The organism is Campylobacter magnus, from assembly GCF_028649595.1.
In the GTDB taxonomy this organism is placed as follows: Bacteria; Campylobacterota; Campylobacteria; order Campylobacterales; family Campylobacteraceae; genus Campylobacter; species Campylobacter magnus.
Window position 1 is genome coordinate 225,900 of the sequence record NZ_JAQSLK010000001.1, and the last position, 12,468, is coordinate 238,367.

10 protein-coding genes are annotated in these 12,468 nt (G+C 39.2%); 4 read left to right on the forward strand and 6 right to left on the reverse strand.

Annotated features, from left to right (window positions below; all coding sequences use genetic code 11):
- Nucleotides 1-122 precede the first annotated feature (122 nt).
- The 4 genes from PTQ34_RS01030 (at nt 123) to PTQ34_RS01045 (ending at nt 5,300) form a co-directional block, all read left to right on the forward strand.
- Nucleotides 123-1,472 (forward strand): FAD-dependent oxidoreductase, encoded by a 1,350-nt coding sequence (locus tag PTQ34_RS01030; RefSeq protein ID WP_273931619.1) that lies wholly within the window; start codon nt 123-125, stop codon nt 1,470-1,472.
- Complete coding sequence (locus PTQ34_RS01035; RefSeq protein WP_273931620.1) at nt 1,472-2,668, forward strand: M16 family metallopeptidase; 1,197 nt, start codon at nt 1,472-1,474, stop codon at nt 2,666-2,668. The genes PTQ34_RS01030 and PTQ34_RS01035 overlap by 1 nt, the downstream gene beginning before the upstream one ends.
- Nucleotides 2,661-4,574, forward strand: a complete 1,914-nt coding sequence (locus PTQ34_RS01040; protein ID WP_273931621.1) for a DEAD/DEAH box helicase — start codon at nt 2,661-2,663, stop codon at nt 4,572-4,574. Before PTQ34_RS01035 ends, PTQ34_RS01040 begins: the two co-directional genes overlap by 8 nt.
- Before the next feature lie 210 nt (nt 4,575-4,784).
- Complete coding sequence (locus tag PTQ34_RS01045) at nt 4,785-5,300, forward strand: flavodoxin domain-containing protein (protein WP_273930860.1); 516 nt, start codon at nt 4,785-4,787, stop codon at nt 5,298-5,300.
- 913 nt (nt 5,301-6,213) lie between these two features.
- On the opposite strand, the gene dnaB is transcribed toward PTQ34_RS01045, so the two are convergent.
- From dnaB to PTQ34_RS01075, 6 genes are all read right to left on the reverse strand, one after another.
- Entirely contained in the window at nt 6,214-7,608 is a 1,395-nt protein-coding gene (gene dnaB, locus PTQ34_RS01050) for a replicative DNA helicase (protein ID WP_273931622.1), read from the reverse strand.
- A 139-nt stretch (nt 7,609-7,747) separates the two neighbouring features.
- Nucleotides 7,748-8,809, reverse strand: coding sequence for a flavodoxin-dependent (E)-4-hydroxy-3-methylbut-2-enyl-diphosphate synthase (gene ispG / locus PTQ34_RS01055; protein ID WP_273931623.1), 1,062 nt, complete (start codon nt 8,807-8,809; stop codon nt 7,748-7,750).
- Between the two features lie 121 nt (nt 8,810-8,930).
- Nucleotides 8,931-9,698, reverse strand: a complete 768-nt coding sequence (locus PTQ34_RS01060) for a pseudouridine synthase family protein (RefSeq protein WP_273931624.1) — start codon at nt 9,696-9,698, stop codon at nt 8,931-8,933.
- Between the two features lie 2 nt (nt 9,699-9,700).
- Nucleotides 9,701-10,912: a lipid IV(A) 3-deoxy-D-manno-octulosonic acid transferase gene (gene waaA / locus PTQ34_RS01065; protein ID WP_273931625.1), complete on the reverse strand. Its 1,212-nt coding sequence runs from the start codon at nt 10,910-10,912 to the stop codon at nt 9,701-9,703.
- Between the two features lie 3 nt (nt 10,913-10,915).
- The gene (locus PTQ34_RS01070; RefSeq protein ID WP_273931626.1) at nt 10,916-11,740 is read right to left on the reverse strand and encodes a zinc ribbon domain-containing protein; all 825 of its coding nucleotides are present in this window, start codon (nt 11,738-11,740) and stop codon (nt 10,916-10,918) included.
- An 11-nt stretch (nt 11,741-11,751) separates the two neighbouring features.
- The gene (locus tag PTQ34_RS01075) at nt 11,752-12,468 is read right to left on the reverse strand and encodes a Nif3-like dinuclear metal center hexameric protein (RefSeq protein WP_273931627.1); all 717 of its coding nucleotides are present in this window, start codon (nt 12,466-12,468) and stop codon (nt 11,752-11,754) included.

Below are 12,468 nucleotides of genomic sequence, written 5' to 3' on the forward strand. Positions count from 1 at the left end.
CTTATTTATAAGTAGTTAAATGAATTTAATTTAAAATTGATTAAAAGCTTAAAAAATTCCATAGGAATTTTTGGATTCTTATGGAATTTTTTAAAAAAATTAAACTTAAAAAAGGGGAAAAAATGAAAGAAAATCATTACGAAGTCGTCATCATAGGTGGCGGTATCAGTGGCTCAGCAGCAGCATATGTGCTCGCACGCTACACAGATATCAAGTCTGTTGCGATAGTGGAGAAATACGAGGGTCTCTCAACCCTAAACTCAAAATGCACCGCAAACTCTCAAACCATCCACTGCGGTGATATAGAGACAAACTACACTTACGAGAAAGCAGCAGTAGTAAGCAAAAAAGCAAATATGATTTCAAAATACGGCCTTCAACACGGTCTAAATGAAAAACACATGTTCGCTGGTCAAAAAATGGCAATAGGCGTAGGTGATGAAGAATGTGAAAAAATCAAAGCTAGATATGAAGAGTTCAAAACTCTTTATCCTTATCTAGAATTCTTTGATAAAGAAACGCTAAAGCAAATCGAGCCAAAGATTATCTTTGATAGAGATGGCAAAGAACGCCCAGAAAATGTAGTAGGTATGGGCTCAAGAGGCGGTCAATACACTACGGTTGATTATGGTGCGTTTTCAAACAGCTTTGCAAATAACGCAAAAGCGCAAGAGGGAAAAACCTGCGATGTGTATCTAAACAGCCAAGTAACAAAAATCGCAAATGTAGGCGGAAAGTTCTATATAACAACCAAAAATAATCTTAGCATAAGTGCTGATTTTGTGCTAGTAGATGCTGGTGCGCACTCACTTTACCTTGCTCATCAAATGGGCTATGGTCTAGAAAAATCATGCTTTCCAGTAGCTGGAAGTTTTTATATGACAAAGCAAAAACTGCTAAATGGTAAAGTTTATATGGTTCAAAATCCAAAACTACCATTTGCCGCACTTCATGGAGATCCAGATTTGGCTGAGGGTTGGTGTACTCGCTTTGGTCCAACAGCACTTGTTATCCCTCAGCTTGAGCGTTATCACGGACATGTGGTTACATTTTTGGAGTTTTTTAAGACCTTGCGTTTAGATTCAAAGGTTATCTCAGCTGGATTTGACCTGCTAAAAGACAGCGATATCCGCAACTATATCTTGCGCAATTTCTTGTTTGAAATTCCACTTATTAACAAAAGCACCTTTATAAAAGATGTTCGCAAAATAGTGCCTAGCATACAACCAGATGAGTTAAGATACGCTAGTGGCTTTGGTGGTGTTCGCCCTCAAGTAGTAGATAAAATCCAGAAAAAACTACTTCTTGGCGAGGCTAGTATAAACGAATGTCCAGGCGCAATCTTTAACATGACTCCAAGTCCAGGTGCTACAAGCTGTCTAGGCAACGCAAAACGCGATGCGATAGAGATTTGTAAATATCTTGGCAAGAGCTTTAATGAGGATAAATTCCACGCTGAGCTAGAGGGCTAATGAAATTACTTAGCACGGAGATTTGCGGATATAAAGTTCCGCTTGTTTATGAGCTTGATGAGAGCTTAGGGCTTGTTAGTTTGCGTCTTATTTTTAAAAACGCAGGTAAAATAGCATGCAAAATCCCAGGGACTGCGTATTTGCTAGCAAGAGTGCTAGAAGAGGGCGCAAAAGGCGATGCTGATTTTTATAAAAAGCTTGAGATAAAAGGCATTGAACTCTCAGTCCAAACAGGGACTGAGAGCTTTAACATTTCGCTTTTGTGTCTTAAAGAGCATTTTGCATATGCTTTAAATATGTTAAATGAGCTTTTATCGGCTCCAAAGTTTGAGCCTGAGTGCTTTGAGCTTGTAAAGACAAAGACTCTTGGCTACATCAGCGCAAGCAAAAGCAACCTAGACCATCAAGCAAAACTCATGCTAAATAAGCTAATTTTTGAAAATCATCCTTTTGGTTTTTCTAAGCGTGGCGATGAAGAAAGCTTAGCAAAGATTGAGCTAAGCGATGTTGTGAGTTTTTTTAAAGAAAACTTAATTTTAGAAAATCTCTTTATCGTCCTTGGCGGAAACGCAAAAACTGAAGAGCTAAAACTAGATTTTGCTAATCGTGGCGAGCAAAAACACTTTGGCAATGCTTGTATACAAAGCGATCTTTATAAAGAGCTAAAAATGCCAAGCGAGCAAGCCTATATTTATTTTGCTGCGCCTTTTCATGTGGCTAGCAATAAGCATTATAAAGCTAAGGTGGCTACCTTTATCCTAGGCTCAAGTGGCTTTGGCTCTAGGCTTATGGAAGAAATCCGTGTAAAACGAGGGCTAGCATATAGTGCTTATGCCAAAAATACTTTTAGCCTTTATAAAAGCGGAGTTTTTGGCTATTTACAGACCAAAAACGAAAACAAAAATGAAGCTATAGAGTTAGTAAAAAAGATATTTTTTGATTTTACTAGCCAAGGAATTAAAGAAGCTGAGCTAGAGAGCACAAAAAACTTCTTGCTAGGCAGTGAGGCTCTAGCAAAAGAGACGCTATTTAAGCGTCTTAGTATAGCTCAGTATGAGCATTACATGGACTACGAGCTAGGTCATATAGATAGGGATTTAGAGAGCATAAAAGCACTCTCGCTAAAAGAGCTAAACGCCTTTATCTTAGCTCATACTGAGATTTGCTCGCTTTCTTTTGCGGTGATTCATGGCTAGCTTTGAGGCAGCTGATAGCAGTGATTTACGCCTTGTGGGCGTATCTAGCTTGCTTGATTTAGCCTTGCTTTTGCCTGTTGGTTTTGAGGATTTTAGCTGTACTGACGAGCCTAGAGTAGGGCAAATGTGCAATGTAGCTGTAAATATACAAAGCCAGCACACAGCAGCTAGAACACTGCAAATCACAGCTTTTGCTCCACTTTGGAATGCTTATATAAAAATCGCTATTTTTAATGCTAGTAGGTGGCACTACGCTGCGTTTAAAAGTGGAAAAGAGCTGATTTTACATGGCAAGCTTGGCGAATACGGCGGTTTTCTTAGCCTTCAAAACCCAAAAATTCTAAAAGAGCTAAGTGGAATTAAAGCTTATTTTAAGCTTGGCTTAAAAGATGAGAGAATTCTAGAGCTAAAAGCAAAGTATTTAAATGCTAAAAATCTAGCACTTTGTGGGCTCAATGATAATGAAATAAACACACTTTTAGCCCTAAACGCAAATGATAAAAACGCAAAAGAATTACTTGATAATTTGCCAAATAATAAAGAAGTTTTAAATATCTTAAAATTTACTGAAATCTACAATCATATCCGCAAACTAAGTTCTAAAAAGACAATTTTCTCAGCGCAAAAAATCAGCCCAAATGACATCAGAGAGTGGCTAAAAAGCCTACCTTTTGTGCCAACTGGCGACCAGCTAAAAGCTATAGATGATATCAAAAATGATCTAAAAAGCGACCAAGCCAAGCGTCGTGTGATAATGGGAGATGTAGGCAGCGGCAAAAGCCTTGTGATGTTTGCTACTGCGCTACTTGCTGCGCCAAAAAAGAGTATTATCATGGCTCCAACTAGCATTTTAGCGCAGCAACTCTACAGCGAGGCAAAAAGGCTGCTACCAAGTGATTTTTCTATTTTGCTAGTCCAAAGTGGGGATAAAAAAGTAGATTTTTCTAACGCCACGCTTATCATCGGCACACATGTGCTATTGTATCAAAAACTGCCAAAATGCGCTGTTATCATGATAGACGAACAACACCGCTTTGGCTCTGCCCAACGCCATAAAATTGAGCTTCTAAGCTCTCAAGGCGAGGATGAAAAAGGAGGCCTTGCTAGGAATTCTAGAATTCCTAAGCAAAACGATGAGCAAAACGATAAGCAAGAGGGCGAGCAGATTTTGTCGCAAAATTACAGTGCAAACGCTCGCGCGCATTTTTTACAATTTAGCGCCACGCCTATCCCACGGACTCTTGCGCTTATTAACTCGCGTTTTGTTAGCTACTCGTTTTTAAAGCAAATGCCTTTTGAAAAGCAGATTTTGACAAAAATCATCAAAAACACTGATTTTAACGCACTCTTAGAGCATATCCGCACGCAAATAGAGCAGGGCAAACAAACCATCATCGTCTATCCGCTAGTCGCATCAAATGAGCGCAGCAACTACACCAGCCTTGAAGAAGCCAAAAGCTTTTGGTTTTCTCGTTTTAAGGGCGTTTATGCCACGCACGGCAAGGATAAGGAAAAAGAAAATATTGTAGCTAATTTTGCCCAAAACGGAAATATTTTACTCTCAACCACGATTATTGAGGTAGGGATTTCTCTGCCACGCCTTAGCACCATTGTAGTAGTCGGTGCTGAGCGACTTGGTCTTGCTAGCCTTCATCAGCTGCGTGGCAGAGTGGGGCGGCATGGCGGGCAGGGTTGGTGCTTTCTTTTTACCAAGATGAGCACGCCGCCACAAAGGCTAATTGATTTTTGCGCCACGCTAGATGGCTTTGAGGTCGCAAACATCGACTACAAAAACCGCCAAGGCGGTGATATCCTTGATGGCAGCATTCAGCACGGAGCGACTTTTAGATTTTACGAGCTTGAAGAAGACATAACAACTGCGGCGCAGGCTAGAGCGCAAGTTTAGGAATTCTAGAATTCCTAAACTAGAATTCCTAAACTAGAATTCCTAATCTAGAATTCCTAATCTAGAATTTCCCAATCTAGAATTCCTAGAAAATATCTACAAATCTAGAATTCCTAATCTAGAATTCCTGGCGCAAATTTTGCGTAATTAAAACTTTGTTTATCTCATTTAGCTAAAATCACAGCCATATTTCACAAAAAAGGATAAAAAATGGCACAAATCGGTATAGTTTTTGGCAGCCACTTTGGCAGAAACGAAACTGCTGGCGCAGCAAAATACGCAGCTGATTACATCGCTAGCAAAACTGGCGCTGATATCATCAACGCAACTGAGCTTACAGAAAACTTCATTGCTAGCCACGAAAAGCTAATCTTCGTAGCCAGCACACACAAAAAAGGCGAGCTTCAAGAAGATTTCCAAAACAAACTTGATGTAGTAAAAGCAGCTGATTTTAGCGGCAAAACATTAGCACTTGTTGGACTTGGCGGTACCGCAAATCACGCCGACACATTTTGCGATGGACTAGTGGAGTTTTTGCCACATATCCGTGGCGCAAAACTAGTTGGCGCATACGATGATGGCGGCTATGCTTACAAAAACAGCCTTGCTTTTATAAACGGTAAGTTCGTTGGACTTGTCCTAGATGTAAAAGCAGATGCTGACTGGAAAGCTCGCACTGATAAATGGCTAGAGAGCATTAGAGCTGATTTTGGCTTTACTTACTAAGCTTTTAGAGCTTTTTAAAAAGCACTAGAATTCCTAAGGGAATTCTAGAATTCTACTATTCTTTTTTATTATCAAAAATTCTCAAAAAACATAAGTTTAGGCTATAATTAGCTTCTTTAAAAAAGACTATTGCCAAGGTAAAAATATCAAAGTGATCATAGATTTTTATTCTTTTATCTACAAAATCTTTCAAATCACACTCAAAAGTAGTTTTTATATCTAATTCTAGAAGGAATTCTAGCTTAGGGAATTCCAGAATTCCTAGTGTAACTTTTCTAAAAAATCTAGAATTCCTAGGGAATTTGATATAAGAATTCTAGTTTAAAGAATTTTAGTTTTTTGGGAATTCTAGAATTTCAAGGAATTTTAGATAAGGAATTCTAGAATTCCTTGAAAACCAAAAACTTAACTTTGTGCTAAGAAATTATAATTTTGTTACTAAATAAAATATGAGCAAAAGTTCGTAAAATTCATCATATAAAAGGTAAAATGCTAGGTGTATTTTATATTTTGTATTGAAAACTATAATTTTCAAACTTTTATAAATATCCACTTTTGCCCCTGCTACTATATCATAGAAAGCTTATTATTTCATCTTTTACTTACTTTACCTTTTGAGCGATGAGACTTAACCGCAAAATAAAAAGTATAATTTAGCTAAAAATTTAACTCTTATTATATGTATTATTTTATGTTATATTTAACGCAGAATTATTTGTATGATTTTGGATATTTGACTTAAAAACAAAGAGATAAAAAATACCCCATAACCCCAAAAAAGTAAAATAAAAAATGTGAAATAAAAAGGCTAGGGAATTCTAGAATTCCTAGCTAAAAGAAAATAGGGAATTCTAGAATTCCCTAGCTAAAAGAAAAACCGCCCTATTCTTTTGGCGATTATTTGTAGATATTTTTAGCTCTCATCGCTTAGTTCGATGACCTGGGCGTCGTTACTTGGTTCATACTCTATGCCTACAAAGCGGCTGTAGTTTTTATCAAAGCGCATTTTTATAGACCCTGTAGGTCCATTGCGGTTTTTGCCGATGATTATTTCAGCGTCCTCTACGCTTTGTGCGCGAAAGCCAGCGTCTACTGCCTTGCCCTCGCTTGCACCTTTGGCTTCTTGTTCTTTGGCTTCTTGTTCTTTATAGTAGTCACTGCGGTAGACAAAAAGTATCATATCAGCATCTTGTTCGATTGCGCCTGATTCTCTTAGATCGCTTAGCTGCGGGCGTTTGTTTGCGCGGCTCTCCAAAGAGCGGTTTAGCTGTGAGAGCGCAATTATCGGTATTTCAAGCTCACGGGCAAGCAGTTTTAGCTGGCGTGAGATTTCAGCGATTTGAAGGTGGCGTTCGGCAAAATTGCTAGAGTTTGTCATAAGACCGATATAATCAATCACGCAAAGCCCTATATTTGGATTTTTCTCTTTTAGCTTGCGTAGTTCTGTGCGGACTTTGTGGACGGTCACATCGCCACTATCATAGATGTAAAAATCATAGCTTCCTATCTTTTCACAAGTGTCTTGAATACCCTCTATATCCTCATCGCTTAGACTCACGCCTTTTAGAATTTTGCCAAACTCCACGCTTGTTAGCGAGCTAAACATCCTAAACATTAGCTGTTCGCTAGGCATCTCAAGGCTGAAAAACACAGCGCCTATGCCATTATCAAGCACTTTTTCTACTATATTTAAAGCAAAAGTCGTCTTTCCCATACCAGGGCGAGCGGCAATGATGACAAAATCGCCATTTTTTAGCCCATTTGTGTAGCGGTCTAGCTCGCCAAAACCAGTGCTGATGCCAAGCAGTCCAGTGCCCTCATCCTTCCTGCGTAAAATCTCAGCTGCTGCTAAAGTGGCTGCTTCTAGGGCTGTTTTGCAGCTAGTGTTTTTCTCCCCACCGCTAATTGCATATAGTTTTGCGCTAAGCTCGTCTAGTGCGTCATTTAGCGGCTTTTCGCTGATGATTTGTGGCACGCTTTGAGCCACTGCTAGCAGTCTGCGCTTGGCGGCTAGTTCTTTTAGATGCCTTGCGTATTTGATGACATCGATCACACCAGAGCTTGAAAGAGCGTCATTTAGAGCATTTTGCGCCACGCCAGCGCCTAGCTCTTTTGTGATAAACTTATCATCGATCGGCTCGCCTTTGCTAGCCAAATCGCTCATCGCCTTAAAGATTTGTGAATTATCTCTTGAGTAAAAATCATCCTTGTTAATAATCTCAGCCACATCAGAAAGCACTAAAGGATTAAACAAAATCGCACCCAAAACTGATGATTCAAAATCTAGTGAATATAAAGTCTCGTTCATTTTCTGCCCTTTAAAAACTTAAAAAAATCTAGAATTCCTATGTTTTTTTAGGAATTCTAGATTTAGGAATTCTAGATTTGTAGAGATTTTCTAGGAATTCTAGATCAGGAATTCTAGATTTAGCGCTCAAAAGCTCGCCCTACTCGCCACTTATCGCTTTTAGCTCGGCTAAAAAGCGTGGCACAAGCTCAGCTTCTTTTAGCCTAGCGATGACCTCTCCTTGCTTAATTATCATACCATTTCCCTTACCAAAGGCGATTGCTAAATCAGCCCCTTTTGCCTCGCCAAGAGCATTTACAATGCAACCCATAACGCTTATATTTAGAGGCTTTGTGATACCTGCGCAGGCTGCTTCAACCTGCTTTATCGCTGCTACTAGATCGCTTTGAAGCCTGCCGCAAGTAGGACATGAGATGATATTTACACCACTTGGCTGCACGCCGCTGTCTTGCAAAATCGCCTTTGCTACCTTTATCTCTTCTTCTAGCTCACCAGTAATGCTCACTCTCATCGTATCGCCGATGCCCTCAAGCAGTAGTCCGCCAAGTGCCATTGCGCTTTTTATACTAGCATGAAAGCTAGTGCCAGCCTCAGTCACACCTAGATGAAAAGGATACTCGCACAGCGGTCTAAGAGCCCTATATGCAGCCATCGTAGTAGGCACATCGCTAGCTTTTAGGCTAATTGCGATGTCTTTAAAGCCAAACTCTTCAAGCAAGCTGATATTATATAGCGCACTTTCAACCATAGCCTTTGGCGTGCGGCCGTGAGCTTTTTCAAACTGCGCTTCTAGACTGCCAGAGTTTACGCCTATGCGTATAGGCAGATTTCTTGCACCACAAGCATCCACCACGGCTTTTATATGGTCTTTTCCGCCGATATTTCCAGGATTTATTCGCACAGCATCTACAAACTTTGCCACCTCTACTGCGTAAGTGAAGTTAAAGTGAATATCAGCGACAATTGGCAGTGGGCTTTGCTTTTTTATCTGCCTTAGCCCTTCAATGTCTTCTTTGTTAAAAACAGCGCAGCGCACAAGATCAGCACCAGCAAAATACAGCCTGTTAATCTGCTCTAGCGTAGCTTCTATCTCTCTAGTTTTGCTAAAAGTCATGCTTTGGACGCTGATTTTAGCATCGCCTCCGATTTTTACGCCACCTACATTTATTTGTCTAGTTTTATAGCGATTTATTTTTGTCATTTTTGCTCTTTTTGGGAATTTTGATGGTAGATTTTAGCAAATTTTGGCTTAGAAAATTAAATGAATTCAAGCGATAATAAAACATAAAAAGCCTTATTTGAAATTAAGCTTTTTATGTTTTTTAGCGTGTTAGTTCGCTTGGCAGCTCAAAAATCGCCCCAAAGTCTTTTGTAAGTGCTGCGCGAAATCTAAGCCCCAAAATCTCAGTCTCATAAGAGTGTAAAAACACTCTTTTTGCCGTGCTTTTAGCGTATTTGCTATCTCCATATACGCCGTATCCTGCGTGGGCTAGGTGAACTCTTATTTGATGAGTTCTACCAGTTTCAATCTCGATTTTTGCTAGGGTTTTTTTGCCCTCGCATAGCAAGGGCGAGACGTGAGTGATGGCTGTTTTGCCGTTTTTTAGATCGATTTTACTAAACGCCCCACTCTTGGTTTTTATGGTAGAAAGCGGCAAATCAATATCTAAATCCTCAGCCAAAATTCCCACTAAAATAGCATAATAAGTCTTTTTGACCCTACATGCTTTAAACTGGGCAATTGCCTTAGCTCTAAACTCTTCATTTTTAGCTAGTAGTAGCACGCCGCTTGTCTCTTTATCAAGGCGGTTTAAAAGCGTGATATTTTTATCACTTTTTGCTAGATTTTCTGCAATTTTTTCGCTTACAGCGAATGCTGGTTTATTTAGAGCGATTATATTATTATCTTCATAAATTATCTTTGGTTTTTCAATGCGGATTAGCTTAAACTCAGTTTTCTCGCTCATCAAAGCTCTAGCGATGACGATTTTTTCGCCCTTTGCGCTTACTACGCCAGCATCGATTAAAGCCTTTGCTTCATTGTTTGAGATGCCTTCTTGCTTGGCTAAGATTTTATAGGCTTGTAGCATTTTTATCCTTTTATTTGTTCTAAAATATCATTAAAATCGCAGCTTTGCGTGATTTGCGAGCTAAACTTTTCATGCGCCAAAAGAGCTGCCGATTTAAAATCACTAGCAATTTTGATGCCCTTTACTGCGCTATAAAGCACTTTTTGGTTATGAAAAAACGCACCTGAGATTATACCACAATTAAAACTCGCTGGCTCAAAGGGATTGTGTCCACCGATACCTGCGCTAAATGAGCCTGCTAAAATCACAGTATCAGCGATAGCATAGATATTTATTAGCTCACCAAGAGAGTCCATCACCACAACTTGCGCCTTTAAATCAGCGTTTTTTGAAAAGCACTGGGAGCTATAATTATTTTTCTCTGCCCAGTCGCGCACCAGCTCACAAACTGCGCTAAATCTTTGCGGATGTCGTGGGGCGATGATGAGCTGCTCGCCTTTTTTTAGCCTTAGGAATTCTAGAATTCCTTTTTCTTCTCCCTCGTGTGAACTAGCTAAAACGATGATATGCTTGTAATTTGAGCTAAGTTTTTTGCTAGGACGAGGTAGTAAGGCTGATTTTACATTTCCTAGCACTTTTATATTTTTTGCGCCTAGAGTTTCTAGCCTTTTAGCATCGCTTTCGCTTTGGGCTAGCACCAAATCACAATAGCTAAAAAGCGTTTTATAGTACCTTAGAAATCTGCGGTATTTTGGCAACGAACTTTGGCTAAGTCTAGCATTTAGCAAAATTACTTTTGCGCCTTGTTTTTTGGCGCAAGCAAAGAGATTTAGCCACAGCTCTGCTTCAAAAACCACTAGCGTCTTACACTCTTTTAGCCAAAAAGGCAAAAAACACTCAAAAGGCAAAAACGCCACTTCATCGCAAAACTCTCTTGCTCTAGCGTATCCTGTCGCTGTGCAAACTGTGATTCGCACGCTTTTAGCTTCTTTTTGTAGTGCTTTTACAAAGGGCTTTACCGTAGATACCTCGCCAAGCGAACAAGCATGAAAATGAAAATTACAAGGCTTTAATGCAGGATTGTTTAACAAAAAAAATCTAGCTAAAATGCTGTTTTTTGGCTGATTTTTACTAGGAATTCTAGAATTCTCGCTAGAAATTCTAGAATTCCCTAGCTCATCACTAAGCAAAACTTTATATTTGCGCCCAAAACTAAGTGCTAGCAAAAAAGGGCTTGCAAGCACTAGCAAAAAGGCGCAAATAGCGTTATACACGCTCTACTCTTCTACGCTCTCATCAGCGGTTTTTTTAGTAGGTTTTTTAGCAGCTGTCTTTGTAGTGGTTTTTTTAGCAGCTGTCTTTTTGGCTACTACTGGTTCGGTTATTATTTCTTCACCATTTATCTCGCTATATAGTATGCGACCACAATGCGGACAAGTAGTTATGCTCTCGCTATGCACCACTTCGCTAAAGGTCTTGTCATTTACACGCATAAAACAACCATAGCAAGCTTGCTTTTTCATAGGCACCACAGCTGTGTTTTTTGCCCATTTGCGGATTTTTTCGTAGAACTCAAGCACTTTTTGATTTATTTTTGCTAGCAAGGCATCTTTTTGTTTATATAGCTCTTTTTTGCTATCTTCGATTTCTTTTAGGCTACTAGCAGTCTCATTTTCAAGCTCTTTTAGCTGGGCATTAGCTTCATTTATTTTCTCATCAAGCTCTTTAAGGTCGGATTTTTTTACCTCTACTGCTTTTTCATTGCGCTCGATGTCTTCATTTAGGCTCTCTAACTGCTCTTTGCCTAGAGTTTCTTCTGTTTGAGTAGCTTCTATTTCTTTTTCTTTTTTTAGCGAACTTGAGCGAGCTGAGATTTTTTTCATTTTCTCGCCTTGTTCTGCTATTTGGCGATTTGTGTCGCTTATTAGTGCTTCTAAGCGAGTAATCGAACTTTCAATCTCGTGTTTTTTTTCTACAAGTGCATTTATTGAGCCTTTTTTGGCTTCTAGTTTTGCGTTTATTGCTTCTATTTTTGGGTTGTAGCTGTCGATTTGCGTATCAAGTTTGCTAAGATTTACTAACTGCTCTAAGCTTGAGTTCATTTTTTGTCCTTTTACATATAGCTAAATGGGTTTAAAGAATTTGCGATTTTAGCAGAAATTCCGTATTTTTTCAAGGCTTTTTCTAAACTTTGTGCGAAATATTTCTCACTTGCGTAGTGTTCGATGTCTATTAGGCTAAGTTTATCGTGCCTTGCTTCAAAGGCGGTGTGATATTTCAAATCGCCTGTTAAAAAGCAATCAGCTTTAAACGAGCCGATGAGATCAGCCCCTGAGCCTGTACAAAAGGCTACTTTTTCTACATGCTCGCTAGATTTTACCACTCGCAAATGCTTTATTTCAAAGGCGTTTTTAACCTTTTTTGCTAGCTCATCAAAGCTGGAGTTCCAAATAAACTCACAAATAAAGCCATTTTTTTCATACTCTTTTATGCCTAGAACTTCACTTAGCACAAAGTCATTTAGAGCGTGTTTATCGTAGTTTGTATGCGTGGCTATTAGCGAGCAGTTCTTCTTTGCTAGTTCAAAAATCAGCGAGCTTGGAAACTTTGTGCTACTAAGTGCTTTTAAACCTTTAAAAATCAGCGGATGATGAGTGATAAAAAGCGTGTTATTCTCGCTAGATTCTAGAATTTTCTCGTCTAAATCAAGCGTGAGAGTGATACTCTCAAAGTCTTTATTATCTACTAGCACTCCGCAATTATCCCAACTCTCAGCATCGCTAAAAGGCGCAATCTCATCTAAAATAGTGTAAATTTCAGCTGTTTTCAC

What these genes read in the sequence shown, in the direction of transcription:
- PTQ34_RS01030 (WP_273931619.1), top strand. Translation starts at nt 123, where the DNA reads ATGAAAGAAAATCATTACGAAGTCGTCATCATAGGTGGCGGTATCAGT.
- PTQ34_RS01035 (WP_273931620.1), top strand. Translation starts at nt 1,472, where the DNA reads ATGAAATTACTTAGCACGGAGATTTGCGGATATAAAGTTCCGCTTGTT.
- PTQ34_RS01040 (WP_273931621.1), top strand. Translation starts at nt 2,661, where the DNA reads ATGGCTAGCTTTGAGGCAGCTGATAGCAGTGATTTACGCCTTGTGGGC.
- PTQ34_RS01045 (WP_273930860.1), top strand. Translation starts at nt 4,785, where the DNA reads ATGGCACAAATCGGTATAGTTTTTGGCAGCCACTTTGGCAGAAACGAA.
- dnaB (WP_273931622.1), bottom strand. Translation starts at nt 7,608, where the DNA reads ATGAACGAGACTTTATATTCACTAGATTTTGAATCATCAGTTTTGGGT.
- ispG (WP_273931623.1), bottom strand. Translation starts at nt 8,809, where the DNA reads ATGACAAAAATAAATCGCTATAAAACTAGACAAATAAATGTAGGTGGC.
- PTQ34_RS01060 (WP_273931624.1), bottom strand. Translation starts at nt 9,698, where the DNA reads ATGCTACAAGCCTATAAAATCTTAGCCAAGCAAGAAGGCATCTCAAAC.
- PTQ34_RS01070 (WP_273931626.1), bottom strand. Translation starts at nt 11,740, where the DNA reads ATGAACTCAAGCTTAGAGCAGTTAGTAAATCTTAGCAAACTTGATACG.